General features: G+C 35.1%; 22 protein-coding genes. All 22 read left to right on the forward strand.

The genetic code is table 11. The annotated features are described in order from the left end of the window. Window positions 1-5 precede the first annotated feature (5 nt). Window positions 6-1,016 (forward strand): flagellar motor switch protein FliG, encoded by a 1,011-nt coding sequence (fliG, locus tag D2K60_RS14505; RefSeq protein WP_117169712.1) that lies wholly within the window; start codon window positions 6-8, stop codon window positions 1,014-1,016. After that, window positions 1,009-1,761 (forward strand): flagellar assembly protein FliH, encoded by a 753-nt coding sequence (gene fliH / locus D2K60_RS14510; protein WP_162880742.1) that lies wholly within the window; start codon window positions 1,009-1,011, stop codon window positions 1,759-1,761. Before fliG ends, fliH begins: the two co-directional genes overlap by 8 nt. After that, window positions 1,751-3,067 (forward strand): flagellar protein export ATPase FliI, encoded by a 1,317-nt coding sequence (fliI, locus tag D2K60_RS14515; RefSeq protein WP_117169710.1) that lies wholly within the window; start codon window positions 1,751-1,753, stop codon window positions 3,065-3,067. Before fliH ends, fliI begins: the two co-directional genes overlap by 11 nt. After that, window positions 3,064-3,510 carry a flagellar export protein FliJ gene (fliJ, locus tag D2K60_RS14520; protein ID WP_117169709.1) on the forward strand — a complete coding sequence of 149 codons (447 nt, stop codon included), beginning with the start codon at window positions 3,064-3,066 and terminating at the stop codon, window positions 3,508-3,510. Before fliI ends, fliJ begins: the two co-directional genes overlap by 4 nt. Before the next feature lie 5 nt (window positions 3,511-3,515). Then, window positions 3,516-4,124 (forward strand): MotE family protein, encoded by a 609-nt coding sequence (locus D2K60_RS14525; protein ID WP_117169708.1) that lies wholly within the window; start codon window positions 3,516-3,518, stop codon window positions 4,122-4,124. A 35-nt stretch (window positions 4,125-4,159) separates the two neighbouring features. Next, window positions 4,160-5,542 (forward strand): flagellar hook-length control protein FliK, encoded by a 1,383-nt coding sequence (locus D2K60_RS14530; protein ID WP_117169707.1) that lies wholly within the window; start codon window positions 4,160-4,162, stop codon window positions 5,540-5,542. Between the two features lie 10 nt (window positions 5,543-5,552). Continuing rightward, entirely contained in the window at window positions 5,553-6,002 is a 450-nt protein-coding gene (gene flgD / locus D2K60_RS14535; RefSeq protein ID WP_117169706.1) for a flagellar hook assembly protein FlgD, read from the forward strand. 14 nt (window positions 6,003-6,016) lie between these two features. Then, window positions 6,017-6,385 carry a TIGR02530 family flagellar biosynthesis protein gene (locus D2K60_RS14540; RefSeq protein WP_117169705.1) on the forward strand — a complete coding sequence of 123 codons (369 nt, stop codon included), beginning with the start codon at window positions 6,017-6,019 and terminating at the stop codon, window positions 6,383-6,385. Window positions 6,386-6,462: 77 nt separating this feature from the next. Then, a complete protein-coding gene (gene flgG / locus D2K60_RS14545; protein ID WP_117169704.1) occupies window positions 6,463-7,353 on the forward strand; it encodes a flagellar basal body rod protein FlgG in 891 nt (296 codons plus the stop codon). Window positions 7,354-7,399: 46 nt separating this feature from the next. Next, on the forward strand, window positions 7,400-7,621 hold the full coding sequence (locus tag D2K60_RS14550) for a flagellar FlbD family protein (protein ID WP_117169703.1): 222 nt from the start codon (window positions 7,400-7,402) through the stop codon (window positions 7,619-7,621). Next, window positions 7,611-8,027 carry a flagellar basal body-associated FliL family protein gene (locus D2K60_RS14555; RefSeq protein ID WP_117169702.1) on the forward strand — a complete coding sequence of 139 codons (417 nt, stop codon included), beginning with the start codon at window positions 7,611-7,613 and terminating at the stop codon, window positions 8,025-8,027. The genes D2K60_RS14550 and D2K60_RS14555 overlap by 11 nt, the downstream gene beginning before the upstream one ends. A 29-nt stretch (window positions 8,028-8,056) precedes the next feature. Continuing rightward, window positions 8,057-9,058: a flagellar motor switch protein FliM gene (gene fliM / locus D2K60_RS14560; protein ID WP_117169701.1), complete on the forward strand. Its 1,002-nt coding sequence runs from the start codon at window positions 8,057-8,059 to the stop codon at window positions 9,056-9,058. Then, the gene (gene fliY, locus D2K60_RS14565; protein ID WP_117169700.1) at window positions 9,048-10,214 is read left to right on the forward strand and encodes a flagellar motor switch phosphatase FliY; all 1,167 of its coding nucleotides are present in this window, start codon (window positions 9,048-9,050) and stop codon (window positions 10,212-10,214) included. Before fliM ends, fliY begins: the two co-directional genes overlap by 11 nt. Window positions 10,215-10,233: 19 nt before the next feature. Continuing rightward, the gene (locus D2K60_RS14570; protein ID WP_117169699.1) at window positions 10,234-10,596 is read left to right on the forward strand and encodes a response regulator; all 363 of its coding nucleotides are present in this window, start codon (window positions 10,234-10,236) and stop codon (window positions 10,594-10,596) included. A 74-nt stretch (window positions 10,597-10,670) separates the two neighbouring features. Then, the gene (locus tag D2K60_RS14575) at window positions 10,671-11,294 is read left to right on the forward strand and encodes a flagellar biosynthetic protein FliO (RefSeq protein ID WP_162880741.1); all 624 of its coding nucleotides are present in this window, start codon (window positions 10,671-10,673) and stop codon (window positions 11,292-11,294) included. Then, window positions 11,287-11,952 (forward strand): flagellar type III secretion system pore protein FliP, encoded by a 666-nt coding sequence (gene fliP, locus D2K60_RS14580; protein ID WP_117169697.1) that lies wholly within the window; start codon window positions 11,287-11,289, stop codon window positions 11,950-11,952. Before D2K60_RS14575 ends, fliP begins: the two co-directional genes overlap by 8 nt. A gap of 40 nt (window positions 11,953-11,992) precedes the next feature. After that, on the forward strand, window positions 11,993-12,262 hold the full coding sequence (gene fliQ, locus D2K60_RS14585; RefSeq protein WP_117169696.1) for a flagellar biosynthesis protein FliQ: 270 nt from the start codon (window positions 11,993-11,995) through the stop codon (window positions 12,260-12,262). A gap of 4 nt (window positions 12,263-12,266) precedes the next feature. After that, window positions 12,267-13,046, forward strand: a complete 780-nt coding sequence (gene fliR, locus D2K60_RS14590) for a flagellar biosynthetic protein FliR (protein ID WP_117169695.1) — start codon at window positions 12,267-12,269, stop codon at window positions 13,044-13,046. A gap of 3 nt (window positions 13,047-13,049) precedes the next feature. Continuing rightward, window positions 13,050-14,129: a flagellar biosynthesis protein FlhB gene (gene flhB, locus D2K60_RS14595; protein ID WP_117169694.1), complete on the forward strand. Its 1,080-nt coding sequence runs from the start codon at window positions 13,050-13,052 to the stop codon at window positions 14,127-14,129. A 26-nt stretch (window positions 14,130-14,155) separates the two neighbouring features. Further along, on the forward strand, window positions 14,156-16,189 hold the full coding sequence (flhA, locus tag D2K60_RS14600) for a flagellar biosynthesis protein FlhA (protein ID WP_117169693.1): 2,034 nt from the start codon (window positions 14,156-14,158) through the stop codon (window positions 16,187-16,189). Further along, a complete protein-coding gene (gene flhF, locus D2K60_RS14605) occupies window positions 16,186-17,298 on the forward strand; it encodes a flagellar biosynthesis GTPase FlhF (protein WP_117169692.1) in 1,113 nt (370 codons plus the stop codon). The genes flhA and flhF overlap by 4 nt, the downstream gene beginning before the upstream one ends. After that, window positions 17,291-18,154, forward strand: a complete 864-nt coding sequence (locus D2K60_RS14610) for a MinD/ParA family protein (protein ID WP_117169691.1) — start codon at window positions 17,291-17,293, stop codon at window positions 18,152-18,154. The genes flhF and D2K60_RS14610 overlap by 8 nt, the downstream gene beginning before the upstream one ends. The last annotated feature ends 3 nt before the right edge of the window (window positions 18,155-18,157 follow it).

The following is an 18,157-nucleotide window of genomic DNA, read 5'->3' on the forward strand; positions in this document are numbered from 1 at the left end:
AATTCATGGCAAGGAAACAAAAATTATCAGGTAAACAAAAAGCTGCGATTCTATTAATCTCGCTAGGGCCAGATGTTTCGGCACAGCTATACAAACATTTAACAGAAGAAGAAATAGAGAAACTAACGTTAGAAATTTCTTCTGTAAAAAAAGTAGAAGCCGATCAAAAAGAAGATGTGTTAGACCAATTCCATCAAATTGCTTTGGCACAAGATTATATCGCACAGGGTGGTATAAATTATGCAAAGACCGTTTTGGAAAAAGCGTTAGGAGCAGATGAAGCGGGTAATATTATTAGTCGTTTAACTTCATCCTTACAAGTTAAACCATTTGATTTTGCGAGAAAAGCAGATCCAGGTCAAATCTTAAATTTTATCCAAACTGAACATCCGCAAACAATTGCTTTAATCTTGTCCTATTTAGAAAAAGAACAAGCAGGTCAAATTTTGTCAGAATTACCGCAAGAAATGCAGGCTGATATTGCAAAACGAATCGCAATAATGGATTCAACATCACCTGAGATAATTTATGAAGTAGAACAAGTATTGGAACGAAAATTGTCTGCCACAGTAACACAAGATTACACCCAAACAGGTGGAATTCAAGCAGTGGTTGAAGTATTAAATGGTGTGGATAGAAGTACAGAACGCACAATACTAGATGCATTAGAAATTCAAGATCCAGAGTTAGCAGAAGAAATCAAGAAACGAATGTTCGTGTTTGAAGATATTGTTACATTAGATAATCGTGCAATTCAACGTATCATACGTGAAGTTGAAAATGATGATCTTCGCCTATCACTGAAAGTAGCAAGTGATGAAGTCAAAGAAGTTGTCTTTAGTAATATGTCGAATCGAATGGCAGAAACATTCAAAGAAGAAATGGAATTTATGGGTCCTGTGCGTTTACGTGATGTAGAAGAGGCCCAATCGAGGATTGTTTCAGCAATTCGTCGCTTAGAAGAAGTCGGTGAAATTGTTATTGCACGTGGTGGAGGAGATGATATTATTGTCTAACCAATTAGGCCGAAAAATCACACCAAGTAAAGTGATTGGTATTAAACCACTAGAAATACGACAAGATTTCACAGAAGAAAATCTATTAGATAAAAAAGCTAATATAGAAATTCAATTACAACAAGCGAAACAGCAATTGCAGCAAACAATAGAACAAACGGATCATTTATTTACTGATACACAATTGAAAATAAAAAATGAAGAGAAAAACTGGCAAGAAGAAAAACAGCGTTGGATTGAAGAAGCAAAACAAATCGGATATCAAGATGGGTTTCAAGTAGGGAAAGAAGAGAGTCTAAAAGAATATCAAGCATTACTAGATCAAGCGCAGGAGATTATTAAACTAGCTGAAGAAGAAGCGCAAATAATCTTATCGCGTTCGGAACCAACAATATTACGGTTAGGTATAGCAGCAGCTTCAAAAATTGTGCAGCATAAGTTAGTCGAAAGTGATGCTTATGTCGAAATCACAAAAAAAGTTCTAAAAGAAGTCTTAGACCAGCCATCCATTCGTATTTTTTCAAATCCAAGAGATTTTCAAACGCTGCAAAAGTATGAAAGTGAACTACGATTAATAATTGATACGAAAGCAGATCTGATATTTTACCCAGATGAATCATTATCAGAAGGTGATTGTATTGTCGAAACACCTTTTGGAAAAATAGATGCAAGTGTAGATAGTCAATTAGAAACCTTACGTCACGCATTGTTGGACATAGCGGAGGGGATTAATCGTGAATCTTGATACGTATGTAGAATCAATAGAAAGTTCGGATTTGTACAAACGCTTTGGCAAGATTCAACGTGTAGTGGGACTTATGATTGAATCAAAAGGTCCTGCGGTTAGTATTGGAAATGTTTGTTATATTCACACTTCTGCAAAAACGAAAATTTATGCAGAAGTGGTTGGTTTTCATGATGAAAATGTCCTTTTAATGCCCTATGCATCCATCAATGAAATTAGTCCAGGGTGTCTTGTAGAAGCAACAGATAAACCACTTACGATAAAAGTTGGACGAGGTTTAATTGGAAAAGTTGTAAATGCAATGGGACTTCCGTTAGATGATTCAGCGCTTCCTAAAGGTTTAATGTCATATTTAACTGAGAGAACACCGCCAAATCCATTATCTCGTCCAAGAATATTAGAACCTATTCAACTGGGTGTCAAAACAATTGATGCATTGTTAACAGTTGGAAAGGGCCAACGTGTTGGTATTTTTGCAGGGAGTGGTGTTGGTAAAAGTACCCTACTCGGAATGATTGCCCGTAACAGCGATGCGGATATTAACGTTATTGCAATGATAGGTGAACGTGGTAGAGAAGTTCGAGAGTTTATTGAAAAAGACCTTGGTGAAGAAGGGCTAAAGAAATCGATTGTAGTTGTTGCGACATCTGATCAGCCTGCGCTAATGCGGATTAAGGGTGCATACACAGCAACGGCAATAAGCGAATACTTTCGTGATCAAGGTTTAAATGTCAATTTAATGATGGACTCTGTTACACGCGTTGCAATGGCGCAGCGAGAAGTTGGCCTAGCGACTGGAGAACCGCCAACAACTAAAGGTTATCCACCTTCTGTATTTTCCATCTTACCTAAATTGTTGGAGCGAACAGGAACAAGTGATAAAGGAACGATTACAGCGTTTTACACAGTACTAGTAGATGGAGATGATTTAAACGACCCAATAGCAGATACAACAAGAGGGATACTAGATGGTCACTTTGTCTTAGATAGAAAACTAGCAGAACAAGGACAATTTCCAGCCTTAAATGTATTGAAATCTATTAGTCGTGTAATGCCACAGATAACTTCAGAAAAAGATCAAAAAATAGCACAAGAAGTTCGTAAAATCTTATCAACATTTGAGGAGAATTATGAATTAATACAAATTGGTGCATATAAACGAGGGACAAGCCGAGAAGTAGATCAAGCAATTCAGTTACATCCAAAGATTATTTCCTTTCTGAAACAGGGAATGGAAGAGTCGTTTTCAAGAGATGATGCAATGAATATACTTGAAACCAGTTTATATGGAGGTAAAAAAGCATGACAAATATAAAAGCTTTTCAAAAAATATTGTCACATCAAGAGCGCTTGAAAAATGAGGCACAACTTAATTACCAAGAAGCAATGAATGAATTTGAAACTGTTGCGACAAAGTTATATCAGTTATTACAGAAAAAAGAAGAAGTCGAAAAACAATATGCTTTCTATCTTACATCTAGTGGTACAGTCACTACATTAGCTACACATTATGCTTATATCGATGAAATAAAGAAGAAAATACAAACAGTAGAATTTGAAGTAAGTAAAAAACGCGCAATAATGGAAAAAAAACAAGTGTTGTTAACACAATCACATGTTGAAGTGAAAAAGTTCGAAATAATAATTGAGAAAAAAAACGAAAAAGAAAAGTTACGTGAAATATATACCGAGAATCAACAAATGGATGAAACATCATTGCGACAGTTTTTAGCTAATAAAGATAGGTGATTAAAATGGCAGAAAAGATAAAACAAGAAAATAAAGCAAAGAGTCCTAGTTTTATGCAGTGGGTATTAGTAATTGGTATACCGTTAGTTTTTGCTATCATAGTTGCTTTTATTATCTTTTCATCAATGGGAATTAATGTTATTGATAAAACAAAAGAGGTAGCGAATCAGATTCCTTTTCTTTCTACAGTTGTCACCACAGATGAAGAAGCAGTAGTTGAGCGCCAAGAAGAAAAGGTTGAAACACAACTTTCTGAAAAAGATGTTGCAATTGAAACGTTAGAAACAGAAGTATCTACTCACGAACAAACTATTGATGAGTTAAATCAAGAAATTGTTAAGCTGTCGAATCAAGCTGAAAATGTTTCTGGTGAAGAAGTAGAAGAAGCTGGAGCTGAAGAAAATGTTGAAGAAGCTGAAAATGAAAATTTAGACAAATTGACAAGGTCCTATGAAGAAATGGATCCCGAAAGCGCAGCTCCAATCTTGTCAAATGTTGAACGTGATTTAGCCACAGCGATCTTACAACAAATGAAGGATGAAGATAGAGGAGAAGTACTAAGTGCGATGGATGCAGAAATTGCCGCTGAGCTTACACAACTATTACTAGAATAATTAATTTTTAGTTATTTGAAGGGAGGTGAAAAAGTTTGAATGTAACTGCACTTTTGAATCAGCAAACAACACAACTGGGAAATAGCCGTACTAAAAGTAGTAGTGAAGGACAATCTGTTTTTGGTAGTCTTTTAGACTCAATTGGTTCAACTGAGGAATCCACTCGTATAGCTGAATTAGTGGAGCAAATGATGTTATTAGAAAACGATACAGATATATCCGATCAGATGAAAAGTTTATGGGATCAACTTGAACTGGCTGTTGAGCAACTATCTACTGATCTAACAGATAGTAATTCTGACGGAGACCTTTTGGAATTAGTAGAGCAATGGATGGCTGTTTCAGAGGAAGCGTCTGAGCAAAGTAACAACTTCCTTAAACAACAAGATAACACTGAACTAGCAACATGGCTTGAAAATATAGTCTCTTCCAAAGCTATAGTAGAGGAGAATACCAAAACTAATCATGCAAGCGGACAAATGGCGTCATTAGAACAATTATTTCAAAATAGTACTTTACAAAACGTCGATGTTAATGAGCAAAGTATAGAGAAGATAGCAAACTTGTGGAGACAAGTAGAACAAGTGGTTGCACAAGTAGCTTCTGGTAATTTCGATCAAGAGTTGAGTGTTAAAGTCTTGAAATTACTAGAACAGTGGACAGCATTAGAGAAAAGCGCACCACAAGAAACAACTAATTTGTTACAAGATAAAAAAGGTGCGACTGAAGGACAGTTGTGGTCTCGTTTGTTGGGAACATACCAGAAAAGAACAGAAGGTCAGATGCAAACCAAATACAAGTCTAATGCAATGGTAACAACTACAGATGTATCAAAATGGGTTAATAATGCTGTTAATAGTTCATCAACTGAAGCAAAGACAACCGCATCGACTAGTAATGCCGAAACGTTAGCAACAGGTCAACAAATTTCTAAGTTAGAACAATTTGTTGTACATGTAAAGCAGTCAACACAAACTAACCAAAAATCTACTTCTGATAATTTAATGGAAGAACTTCAAAAAGTTATTAAATCAAGTAAATTTATGTCAGGTCCGAATGGATCTAACGAGCTGTTATTGAAATTAAAACCCAACCATCTAGGAGATATTTCAGTTAAATTAACCCAAATAAATGGGGAAATGATGGTGAAAATCACTGCCACAACACAAGCAGCTAAAGATGCGTTAGAAACAAATATTCAGCAATTACGCCATATGTTTTCACCAAATCAAGTAGTGATTGAAAAACAAGATGCGCAAATGTTCCAACAAACACAAGAAGAATCCAGTCCTTCATTTGATGAACAGATGTCAGATTCATCTGAACAAGAAGATGCTGAAGGAAAAGAGCAGAATGATGGGGAGCAAAATCAAGGTAGTATAAGTTTTGAAGAAGTATTAATGAATGAGAGAGTGTAGGTGAATTGATTTGACGACAATTGATAGTTCTTATTATTTGAGTAACCAATCTCGTGGCTCGACTAGCTCTGAATTAGGTAAGGATGAATTCATGCGGATATTAATGGCACAATTACAAAACCAAGACCCTTTGAATCCAATGGAAGATAAAGAGTTCATTTCACAAATGGCTACTTTTACTTCATTAGAGCAGATGATGGAAATGAATACATCGATTAGTAGTTTAGTTCAAAACCAAACAGTTTCACCAGTAATCCAAAATAGTCATTTAATCGGTAAAGAAGTATCGTACTATAAAATTGATGAAGAGTCTGGTGAAGTGATTGAACCAAAGGAAATTGTTAAAAGTAACGTTGTAGCGGTAAGTGAAAAAGAAGGGTATGCCGTTTTGGAATTAGAGAATGAGAGTAAGATCTATACGGATGAAGTTCTTAAGTTAAGCCAACCTTCAACTGATTAAGGAAGGTGAAAAAAATGGATCATCGCATCCAACAAGTACATCAAGGGGCATTGCTTCCAAAGAGCAGAAGTAATATTCAGAAAAAACAGGTCGGTACTTCTTTTCAAGATGTCTTATCAAATGTAAACACCCTAAAGATAAGTAAGCATGCACAAGCTAGATTAACAGAAAGAAACATCAAGATTGATGATAGCAAGTGGCAGCAAATCTCAGATAAAGTTAATGAGGCAAAACAAAAAGGAATAACAGATTCTTTAGTTGTTACAGATGAAGCAACCTTATTAGTTAGTACGAAAAATAACACGGTTGTGACAGCAATGGATCGAGCAGAAGCACAAAGTCGTATTTTCACAAATATTAATGGAACGATTGTTGTAGATTAGGCTGGTCCCATTAAGGGGAGCCATTCAAGCTGTTGACTGATTGATACAGCTAATTAAAATAAAAGGGGAATGGTAAAATGTTACGTTCAATGTATGCAGGTATATCAGGAATGAAAAATTTCCAAACAAAATTAGATGTTATTGGTAATAATATTGCTAACGTGAACACAACTGGTTTTAAGAAAGGTCGCGTTACGTTTCAAGATATGATGAGCCAAACAGTAGCTAGTGCGCAAGCCGCAACTGATATACGTGGCGGGATTAATGCTTCTCAAGTAGGACTTGGCTCACAAACAGGATCAATTGATAACATCCAAACACAAGGTAGTTTACAAACTACGAATAGAGCATTGGATTTGGCACTTGAAGGAGATGGTATGTTTGTTTTGGGTAGTAACTTGAATGATGATGCAAATGTAGATATGGAAAATTCAGATATAAGTTTCACACGTTCTGGTAATTTTTACTTAGATGATGACGGTTATATTGTAAATCCAGATGGTCTTTATCTACTAGGTGAAGGTGCAACGGAAGCAGGTTTATTAACTGGGAATTTAAGTCGAATTAACATCCCTGATGATGCCGCAAGTTTTAGTATATCAAATGATGGTACTGTTAACTATGTTGATGGCAATGGTGAAGCACTGGTAGCAGGCCAAATAAGACTAGCTTCTTTTTCTAATCCAGGTGGGTTAGAAAAAGGCGGTGCGAATACTTATCAAATGACGGCTAATGCTGGTGTATTCACAGAAAATGCAGACGGGGTTTTTAACAATTTAGATGATTTAGTCACACCTGAAGAAGCAGGTAATGCTTCAGTAGTATCTGGTGCTCTAGAGATGTCTAACGTTGATTTAGCAGAAGAATTTACTGAAATGATCACAGCACAACGTGCGTTTCAGTCAAACACTAAAATTATCACAACATCAGATGAAATCTTACAAGAATTAGTTAACTTGAAACGATAGTAAGGAGGTGCGGGGCAAGTTTTTTTGAACTTGCCCCAACCATAATATGATAGAAATCACGAAATTCAATGGAGATAGTTTTACATTAAATGCACTTTTAATTGAGCAAATTCAATCATTTCCTGATACAACTATTACTTTATCAAATGGAAAAATTATTGTGGTTAAAGAGACAGAGAAGGAAGTAGCTACTTTGGTAAACAGCTATTACCAAATGATAGGCTTACAAGGATGGCTAAAAGAAGCAGGTGAACAAAGTGAACTCTAAACTTTTTAAAATTATGATAGGTTCGATAGCTATCATTTTGATTGTTGGCGTAGGGGCATTGATTTATATTTTAAACAGTTCAGATGATGAAAATAAAGAGTTAAGTTTAGAGGAAATGGTAGAATACTCCTATACAACTGAGGAAATGAGTACTGATTTAAAAGACGGCAGTTTTGTTCGAATGCAATTTGATATTATTACAGACAGTAAAAAGGCACGTACCGAAATTGAGAATAGGTCTTTTCAATTTCAAAACCTCTTTATTAAAGAATCTGTAAACCTTACGGAAGCCGATATACAAGCAGGCTTGACTGAATTAGAAACAAAACTAAAAGATCAAATGAATGAGCTAATGGATGAGGGAAATATTATCGATGTATATATCATTAGTAAAGTCATACAGTGATAAAAGCTCCTTCCTAGGAGGTGAATGTTGTGGCCAATGAGGTTATGTCGCAAAATGAAATTGATGCATTATTATCCGCACTTTCATCCGGTGAGATGGATGCAAATCAATTAAAACAAGAAGAACAAGAAAAAAAAGTGCGTGTATATGACTTTAAACGAGCATTACGGTTCTCAAAAGACCAAATTAGAAGTATTTCACGTATTCACGAGAACTTTGCACGATTATTAACAACTTATTTTTCTGCGCAGTTACGCACATATGTGAATATATCTGTTGCATCTGTTGATCAAATTCCTTATGAAGAATTTATTCGCTCCATTCCTACGATAACAATATTAAATATTTACAGTATGCAACCTTTACATGGTCGAATTATTTTTGAATTCAATCCAAACATTGCTTATGCAATGTTAGATCGAATGTTAGGTGGTAAAGGAAATAGTGTAAATAAAGTAGATAGTTTAACGGAAATTGAAACAACACTTATGTCACAGTTATTTGAAAAGGGATTAGATAATTTACAAGAAGCGTGGTCATCAGTGATTAACATTGATCCAATGTTAGAAGAATTCGAAGTAAATCCGCAATTCGTGCAGCTTGTTTCTCCAAATGAAACAGTTGTTGTCGTTTCATTAAATACCACAATTGGTGAGAGTAGTGGCATGATCAACATATGTATTCCACATGTGGTTTTAGAACCTATTATACCGAAATTATCTGTTCATTATTGGATGCAAACGGAGAAACCAAAGGAAAGAAAACCAGAAGAATATGAAAATTTAACAAAGAACCTTGAAACAGCAGAATTAGATATGAGGGTTTTGCTTGGAGAAACCTCGATTACGATTGAAGAATTATTGGATTTACAAATGGGCGATGTCCTCCACTTGGATCAATCAATTGACGATGAATTAGTGATGCAAATTGATCAAGAAGATTTATATTATGTACAACCCGGAAGGAAAAAGAACAAATTGGCCGTCCAAATTATGAAAGAAATAAAAGGGGGCGATTCAGATGATGAATGACGGTATGTTATCACAGGATGAAATTGATGCATTGTTAAACAGTACAGATGATGATCAGCCTGATACAACTGATAATAATGATGAACAAGCAGAACAAGATATAGAAAGTCTATTATCAGACCTTGAAATTGATGCACTTGGAGAGATTGGTAACATTTCATTTGGTAGTTCTGCAACTACACTCTCTACATTGTTAAATCAAAAGGTTGACATTACGACGCCAACGATTTCTACAATAACTCGCAATCGATTAGAAGAGGAATTTCCTAATCCAAATGTAGGTGTAGAAGTAAAATACACAGAAGGTTTCGAGGGCGCTAACCTATTTGTATTAGATTCAAATGATGCAGCAATTATTGCAGATTTGATGTTGGGTGGCGATGGTAAAACTGATTCTCAAGCATTAAATGAGATCTCTTTAAGTGCTGTACAAGAAGCAATGAATCAAATGATGGGAACTGCTGCGACGAGTATGTCTACCATATTTAGTAAAAGAGTCGACATATCCCCACCAGCGATCATGATGTTAGATGTGAATGACGATACCAAAGCTGATTATATGCCAGAAGATGATATTTTTGTAAAAGTGTCATTTCAATTAAAAATTGGCGAGCTAATTGACTCAAACATTATGCAGTTGTTACCTTTATCATTTGCTAAAGAAATGGTTGACGGTTTATTGAATGGACCAGCTGATAAAACAGAAGAGCAACCTGAAAAAACTGTAACAAATCATGTAAAACAAGAAGAAGTACCTGTACAAGCACCAAACCAACAGGCAACTTCTAATCAACCAGCAGAATCTAAAAATTTAGGGGAATTATCACAGGAGAATGCCTCTATTCAAAATGCTTCTTTTTCCGCTTTTGATAATGTAGATCTTCCACAGAATGAAAAACGTAACTTAGGCATGTTGATGGATATTCCGTTACAAGTTACAGTTGAATTAGGTAGGACGAAACGTACAGTAAAAGATATTTTAGAATTATCATCGGGATCTATTATTGAATTAGATAAATTAGCTGGAGAACCGGTAGATATTCATGTCAACAATAAATTAATTGCACAAGGTGAAGTAGTCGTAATAGATGAGAATTTCGGTGTGCGAGTAACAGATATCGTAAGCCAATCAGATCGATTAAGGAAATTAAAGTAATTAACTAGGGGGAAATATAATGGCTCAGAAAATTTTAATAGTTGACGATGCGGCTTTCATGCGTATGATGATTAAAGATATCTTAAGTAAGAATGGTTTTGAAGTAGTAGGCGAGGCGCAAGATGGTGTACAGGCTGTTGAAAAGTATAAAGAGCTTACACCAGATCTAGTTACAATGGATATTACAATGCCTGAAAAAGATGGAATTGCAGCACTTAAAGAAATTAAAGCAATCAATCCTGACGCAGTTGTTCTGATGTGTTCGGCTATGGGACAGCAAGCGATGGTAATTGATGCAATTCAAGCAGGTGCAAAAGACTTTATTGTAAAACCATTTCAGGCAGATCGCGTCATTGAGGCCATTCAAAAAGCATTGAGTTGATGAAAAACATGCGAAAAGTAAATATCATTTGTTTCATAATTGTGTGCTTTAGTTGGGTTAGCTTTCCAAGCACAATGGCAGCGGCAAATAATAATGGATACGTTGATGACTTATTTGAAAATGATACTCCTATTGTTGAAACGAATACGCCTGAATTAGAAATAGAGGATAGGGGATCAGAGCCAAGTAGTGATACTTCTATAAGTGAGGGCTCAGTCGATAGTCTATTTATTACAGTACTAAAAATTATTCTTTCTCTAATTTTGATTTTGGGATTAATGTATTTATTACTAAAACTATTTAACAAAAAAAACAAACTATATAAAAACGCTAATACTTTAGAAAACATTGGCGGTGTGCCACTTGGTTCTAACAAATCGATTCAAATGATTCGCATTGGTGAAAGTATATTTGTAGTTGGTGTGGCAGATAACATTGAACTACTAACGGAGATTACGGACGAGGAAACCAAAAAAACGTTATTGGCAAGTGATTCGGAGCAAACAAATACAAATCAGATTGCTGACGTTGTTGGGAAAACTATTTCACGGTTTTCATCAAAGAAACAGCAAGATACACAAACGAAAACGCCTGCTGCATTTTCATCTTTATTTAAAAATGAATTAAATGGTTTAGCAGATAAAAGAAAAAAAATAACAGAGCAATACAAACGTAAGGAAGAAGATAAACATGAATGAATTTGTTGATATATTTTCAAGTTCGGACCCGTCAAATGTCGCTACATCAGTTCAATTACTGTTATTATTAACTGTTTTTTCACTAGCACCTGGTATAATTATTTTAATGACAAGTTTTACACGGATTATTATAGTTTTATCTTTTACCAGAACATCACTTGCTACACAACAGATGCCTCCTAATCAAGTATTGATTGGGATTGCACTCTTTTTAACCTTTTTTATTATGGCACCAACCTTTCAACAAGTGAATGAAGAAGCATTGACACCATTATTTAATGAAGAAATAACGTTGGATGAAGCTTACACAAATGCAAGTATTCCTATGAAAGAATTTATGTCTAAGCACACACGTCAAAAAGATTTGGCTTTATTTATGAATTATAGTGGATTAGAAAATCCAGAATCATTGGAAGATATTCCGTTAACAACATTAGTGCCCGCATTCGCAATTAGTGAATTAAAGACGGCCTTTCAGATGGGGTTTATGATTTTTGTGCCCTTTTTAGTTATTGATATGGCTGTGGCAAGTGTCTTAATGTCAATGGGAATGATGATGTTACCACCAGTAATGATTTCATTACCATTTAAAATTTTATTATTTGTGTTAGTTGATGGCTGGTATTTGATTACACAATCTTTATTACAAGGGTTTTAGGAATGGAATACGAGATACGAGATAAGAGGTGAAGGAGAAGATGAGTGGAGATTTCGTTATTAATTTAGCTGAACAAGGAATATTTACAGTACTCATTGTAACAGGTCCTCTTTTAATACTAGCCCTTGTAGTGGGATTGTTAGTTAGTATCTTTCAAGCAACAACACAAATTCAAGAACAAACGCTGGCATTTGTTCCTAAAATTGTTGCTGTTTTTTTGGGCTTAATTTTCTTTGGACCATGGATGCTTGTTCGTATTGTTGAATTTTCGAGTAATATATTTCAAAATTTAAATCAGTTTGTAGGGTAGAGGTATGTTAGAGTCTATTGATATTAATAGTTTACCAGCTTTTTTGTTAATCCTCATACGATTTACTGCTTTTTTCGCAACAGTACCAATTTTTTCATATCGTAATATTCCAATGCAATTTAAGATTGGACTAGCCGTTTTTTTATCTTGGATTATACTATATAGTATTGAAATTCCGACAATACCGCTTGATTCAACCTTCTTTTTATTGATTGGTAAGGAAGCAATTGCCGGCTTACTATTAGGTTTAATAGCGTACATGATATTATCAGCAGTTCAGATTGCTGGCGGGTTTATCGATTTTCAAATGGGCTTTGCGATAGCGAATGTTATTGATCCACAAACAGGTGCACAAAGTCCTTTAATGGGACAATATTTTTACACGTTTGTGCTACTTTTTATTTTGAGTGTTGATGGACATCATCTTCTAATCAATGGTGCTTTCTATAGTTTTGAAACCATTCCATTAGATCAAATGATTAACTTCAACAATGAGAATATTGTAATGTTAGTTATTGATATCTTTAATCAATTATTTTTGGTGGCTTTTCAATTGGCAATACCAGTTGTGGGCTGTTTGTTTCTAGTAGATGTTGCATTAGGTATTATTGCACGTACAGTTCCGCAATTAAATGTGTTTGTTGTCGGTTTACCATTGAAGATTTTTGTTGGACTTTTTGTAGTAGGAATGTTTTTGGTGATGTTTATATCAATCGTAAGGCAGTTGTTCTCTTATACATTAGAGATGATGCAGTTATTGATGCAGCTGTTTGGAGGTGCTTAAGTCATGCAATTAAAACTTGATCTGCAATTCTTTGCAGGAGAAAAGACAGAAAAAGCAACCCCAAAAAAACGTCAAGATTCTCGTAAAAAAGGTCAGGTTGCCAAAAGTCAAGATATCAATACAGCACTTTTATTGTTTTTTATATTTATACTTTTCACTGTTATTGGAACCTTTTGGAAAGAAAAAATGACTGGCTTATATGTAAGATCGTTTACTGAGTTTATTAATTGGGAAATTACGATCCCTAACTTACAAACTATGTTTGCAGAAATCACCATATATATGGCACAAACACTATCTCCGGTAATGGGGATAGCTATTGTTGCTGGACTTGCTTCAAATTTTATGCAAATCGGTTTTTTATTTACCACAGAACCTTTGCAAATGAAATTTAGTAAACTAGATCCAATTCAAGGTGCCAAACGTATTTTTTCAGCACGTGCTTTAGTTGAATTAGTTAAATCGATGTTAAAAATAACTGTTATTGCTACAATTACCTTTTCGATTTTATGGATGAACAAAGATGAGATGATGATGCTTGCTGGAAAAGACGTCAATGCTGCTTTGGCATTTTTTGCGAATGTGACGATATTAATGGGTATCTTTTCGTCGATTGCATTACTATTTGTATCTGTTATTGACTTTACCTATCAACGATATGACCATGAAAAGAATATGAAAATGTCTAAAAATGATATTAAAGATGAACATAAGAATATTGAAGGTAATCCTTTAATTAAATCTAAAATAAAAGAACGCCAAAGACAAATGGCCATGCGACGTATGATGAGTGATGTACCAGATGCAGACGTTGTTATCACAAACCCAACACATTATGCTGTTGCGATTAAATACGATGAGAATAAATCTGATGCTCCTTATGTTGTGGCTAAAGGTGTCGATTTTGTAGCTTCGAAGATTAGAGAAATTGCTGAAGCAAACCAGGTCGTAATGGTCGAAAATAGAACCTTAGCAAGAGCGTTATATGCTGATATTGAGATAGGTGGAGCAATTCAAGAAGAATTTTTTCAAGCTGTTGCGGAAATTTTAGCATATGTTTATCAAATCGAACAAAAAGCTTAAGGTTGATCTAGTAGGGAGAGTTAATAATGAAAATAAGAGACCTATCCGTTATAATCGGTGTTATTTTAATAATTGTTATGTTAGTTATTCCATTACCTGGTTGGTTGTTGAGTATCCTTATTTTGGTAAACATATCTTTAGCACTTATTGTTATTTTAGTGTCGATGAATACCACAGAACCTTTACAGTTTTCAATATTCCCTTCGTTGTTGTTACTCCTAACCTTATTCCGCTTAGGACTTAATGTTTCTACTACACGTTCGATTCTATCAACTGGACAAGCGGGTAATGTAGTAGAAACGTTCGGTACATTTGTTATTGGGGACAACGCTTTAGTTGGTTTTGTTGTCTTCTTAATTCTAGTTATTATTCAGTTTTTAGTTATTACAAAAGGTAGTGAACGTGTATCGGAAGTTGCGGCTCGTTTTACGCTAGATGCTATGCCAGGAAAGCAAATGAGTATTGATGCAGATTTAAATGCAGGAATGATAAATGAGCAACAAGCTAAAAAGCGTCGAGAAAAAGTAGAAGGGGAAGCAGACTTTTACGGTGCAATGGATGGTGCAAGTAAATTTGTTAAAGGCGATGCGATCGCCGGAATCGTTATCGTTTTAATCAATATTATTTTCGGTTTAATTATTGGTATGATGCAAATGGATATGAGCTTTGGAGAAGCAATATCTACGTTTATGCAATTGACTGTTGGTGACGGTCTTGTAAGTCAAATTCCTGCATTACTTATTTCAACTGCTACGGGTATTGTTGTTACGCGTGTGGCCTCTGAAGGTAACTTAGGAAGCGATGTAACAGAACAATTGTTACGTTATCCAAAGATGCTATATATTGCAGGTGGAACAATCTTTATGTTCGGCTTGACACCTATTAACTTTTTCTTAACAACTTCCATTGCTGCGGTACTGATATTTGGAGGTTACTGGCTATCCAGACCTATTGTAGAAACGGAAGTAGATGAAAAAGGGGAAGAAGAAGCAGCAGATTCACAGCAAATGCAGTCTTCAAACAATGTTGTTGATCTTTTAAGTATGGATCCTATCGAGTTTGAATTTGGATATGCATTAATTCCTTTAGTTGATACAAACCAAGGTGGAGATTTGATGGATCGTATTGTCATGATTCGTAGGCAGTTGGCTATTGAATTAGGAATTGTTATTCCGGTAGTTCGAATCCGTGATAATATTCAATTAAATCCAAATGAATATCAATTGAAAATTAAAGGGAATGAAGTTGCGCAAGGAGAGCTAATGTTAGATCATTATTTAGCGATGACCCCTGGACTGGATGAAGACGATTTAGAAGGAATCGATACAACAGAACCTGCTTTTGGACTTCCCGCTAAATGGATAGGGGAAGACGTAAAAGATGAAGCAGAATTATCTGGTTATACGGTAGTTGATCCACCTTCTGTTGTCTCAACACATATTACAGAAATAATTAAAAAACATGCGCATTTACTATTGGGACGTCAAGAAACGAAGCAATTAATTGATCACTTAAAAGAGTCATATCCTATATTAGTAGAAGAAGTAACACCTGAACCACTTTCTATTGGCGACGTACAAAAGGTACTAGCGAAATTATTACGTGAACATGTGTCGATCCGAAACTTGCCGATTATCTTTGAAACTTTAGCTGATTTCGGTAAAATGACAAATGATACGGATTTACTTGGAGAGTATGCAAGACAGGCATTATCCGCCCAAATCACGAAACAATATGTTCAAGATGAACAGGGGTTAAAAGTGATAACTGTTGCTGGCGAAGTGGAGCAAATGATTTCAGACCATATTCAACAAACGGAACATGGAAGTTACTTATCCTTAGATCCTGATTCACAGCAACGCATTATTCGTTCCGTTACGGAAAAGATAGAGAATATATCATTGCAAGAGGAAACGCCAATTATACTTTGTTCACCAACTATACGGATGTATATGAAGCAATTACTGGATCGTTTTTTCCCACATGTCGTCGTGTTATCTTATAATGAATTGGAACCTAATTTAGATGTTAAAAGTGTAGGGGTAGTGAATGTTGCATGAAGATAAAAAAATATATAGGACCAACAATGCCTGAAGTGATGAAAAAAGTACGTAAAGAATTGGGTGCAGATGCTGTAATTCTTAATTCAAAGGTTATCTATACGGGGGGGTTTTTAGGACTTTTCAAAAAAAGAAATATGGAAGTCGTTGCAGCATTAGACCCGCAACCAACTAAACCTAAATTTGAAGAAAAATCTACACCTATCATACCTATTTCTACAAGTACAGAGAAAGAAAACGATAAACAGCAAGTGCTATTAGACGAAGTCCGTGCGATGCGTAAATGGATGGAGAAGACAACAAGTAATGAGGTAGATGTATTTCCGCCTACATATCAAGCGGTTGTAGACCTGTTATTGGAACAAGAAGTTAATCTCGACATTGCACAAGAAATTGTTGCGGATAGTATAGAAACGAATTCGACAGAGGATACAACTTATGAACTAGCTAAAAAACAGGCTGGAGAGGCTATTGATAAGAGATTAGCTAGGAATGATTTTGGTGGGGTTACGTATTACAAGAAATTTGTACATTTGGTTGGACCAACAGGTGTTGGTAAAACAACAACGATAGCTAAAATAGCGGCGAATTGTATGTTGGTTGATGGTAAAAAAGTTGCGTTAATTACAACAGATACGTACCGAATAGCGGCAATTGAACAACTAAAAACATATTCTAAAATTCTCGATATCCCATTAGAAATTGCATATACAATTGACGACTATCGTAAAGCCAGAGAAAAGTTCAAATCTTACGATATTGTTTTAGTCGACACAGCAGGTCGAAATTTCCGTGACGCTAAGTACATTGCCGAGTTGGGAAAAGTAGTTGACCTTGAACATGATATTGATACGTATTTAGTCTTATCATTAACCACCAAGTCAACTGATCTGGATGTTATTTATAATCAATTCGAAAATATTCCGATCAAAAAATTAATCTTTACTAAAAAAGATGAAACGGCTACCTATGGTGCAATTTTAAATTTGGCTCTCAAGTATCAGATAGGTGTGGCATATTTAACAGATGGACAAGATGTACCAGATAATATTGAAGAGGCTACAAGTAAAAAAATTAGTGATTTTATAGTTGGAGATTCACATGCGTGATCAAGCAGCGAATTTAAGAAAGAAAATCGACAGACTTAATACAACAAGACAAGCAAAAACAATTGCAGTTGTAAGTGGGAAAGGTGGAGTAGGTAAATCCAACTTTTCACTTAATTTTGCTTTAAACCTATCAAAAAAAGGGAAAAAAGTTCTTTTATTTGATTTAGATATTGGTATGGGTAATATCGATATTTTATTGGGTGTTCAAGCTAAACGATCAATTGTGCAAATGTACGAGAATCAATTGTCGATTCATGATATTATAGAGACAGGACCGCACGATTTGTCGTATATCACAGCAGGTTCTGGATTAACTGATCTGTTCAAAATGGATGAAAATAAATTTAATTACTTCTTGGAACAGTTAGATGAATTGATAACAGATTTCGACTATATTATTTTTGATATGGGTGCAGGTGCATCTGTAGATAGCATGTTTTATGTTTTAGCTGCGGATGAATGCATTGTAGTTACAACACCTGAACCTACAGCAATGATGGATGCTTATGCGATGATGAAGCACATTTGCCATCGTAATTATCACGTGCCATTATACCTTTTAGTCAACCGTGCTGAAAACAACAAAGATGGTCGTTCGATAATAAAACGGTTACAAAGAGTAATGCAAAGTTTTTTAAAAAAAGAAATAACCCCATTAGGCATTTTACCTAATGATAAATCTGTTTCCAAAGCAGTGATTAGCCAAATTCCATTCACATTGTATGATCCAAAGTCAAAAGTTACCTTAGCGATGGAACAAATTGTGACTCAATATATTGGTAATGTTATAAATATTGAGAAAAAAGTCCCTTCAACTTTCATATCAAAGTTGAAACAATTTGTAAAAGAGAGGTAGATT

This window comes from Paraliobacillus sediminis, assembly GCF_003426055.1.

Coding starts and splice junctions, on each gene's coding strand:
- flgG (WP_117169704.1), top strand. CDS start 6,463: ATGTTACGTTCAATGTATGCAGGTATATCAGGAATGAAAAATTTCCAA.
- D2K60_RS14525 (WP_117169708.1), top strand. CDS start 3,516: ATGGCAGAAAAGATAAAACAAGAAAATAAAGCAAAGAGTCCTAGTTTT.
- fliQ (WP_117169696.1), top strand. CDS start 11,993: ATGAGTGGAGATTTCGTTATTAATTTAGCTGAACAAGGAATATTTACA.
- D2K60_RS14610 (WP_117169691.1), top strand. CDS start 17,291: ATGCGTGATCAAGCAGCGAATTTAAGAAAGAAAATCGACAGACTTAAT.
- flhB (WP_117169694.1), top strand. CDS start 13,050: ATGCAATTAAAACTTGATCTGCAATTCTTTGCAGGAGAAAAGACAGAA.
- D2K60_RS14570 (WP_117169699.1), top strand. CDS start 10,234: ATGGCTCAGAAAATTTTAATAGTTGACGATGCGGCTTTCATGCGTATG.
- D2K60_RS14550 (WP_117169703.1), top strand. CDS start 7,400: ATGATAGAAATCACGAAATTCAATGGAGATAGTTTTACATTAAATGCA.
- fliJ (WP_117169709.1), top strand. CDS start 3,064: ATGACAAATATAAAAGCTTTTCAAAAAATATTGTCACATCAAGAGCGC.
- fliR (WP_117169695.1), top strand. CDS start 12,267: ATGTTAGAGTCTATTGATATTAATAGTTTACCAGCTTTTTTGTTAATC.
- fliP (WP_117169697.1), top strand. CDS start 11,287: ATGAATGAATTTGTTGATATATTTTCAAGTTCGGACCCGTCAAATGTC.
- D2K60_RS14540 (WP_117169705.1), top strand. CDS start 6,017: ATGGATCATCGCATCCAACAAGTACATCAAGGGGCATTGCTTCCAAAG.
- fliG (WP_117169712.1), top strand. CDS start 6: ATGGCAAGGAAACAAAAATTATCAGGTAAACAAAAAGCTGCGATTCTA.
- fliY (WP_117169700.1), top strand. CDS start 9,048: ATGATGAATGACGGTATGTTATCACAGGATGAAATTGATGCATTGTTA.
- flhF (WP_117169692.1), top strand. CDS start 16,186: ATGAAGATAAAAAAATATATAGGACCAACAATGCCTGAAGTGATGAAA.
- flhA (WP_117169693.1), top strand. CDS start 14,156: ATGAAAATAAGAGACCTATCCGTTATAATCGGTGTTATTTTAATAATT.
- D2K60_RS14575 (WP_162880741.1), top strand. CDS start 10,671: ATGGCAGCGGCAAATAATAATGGATACGTTGATGACTTATTTGAAAAT.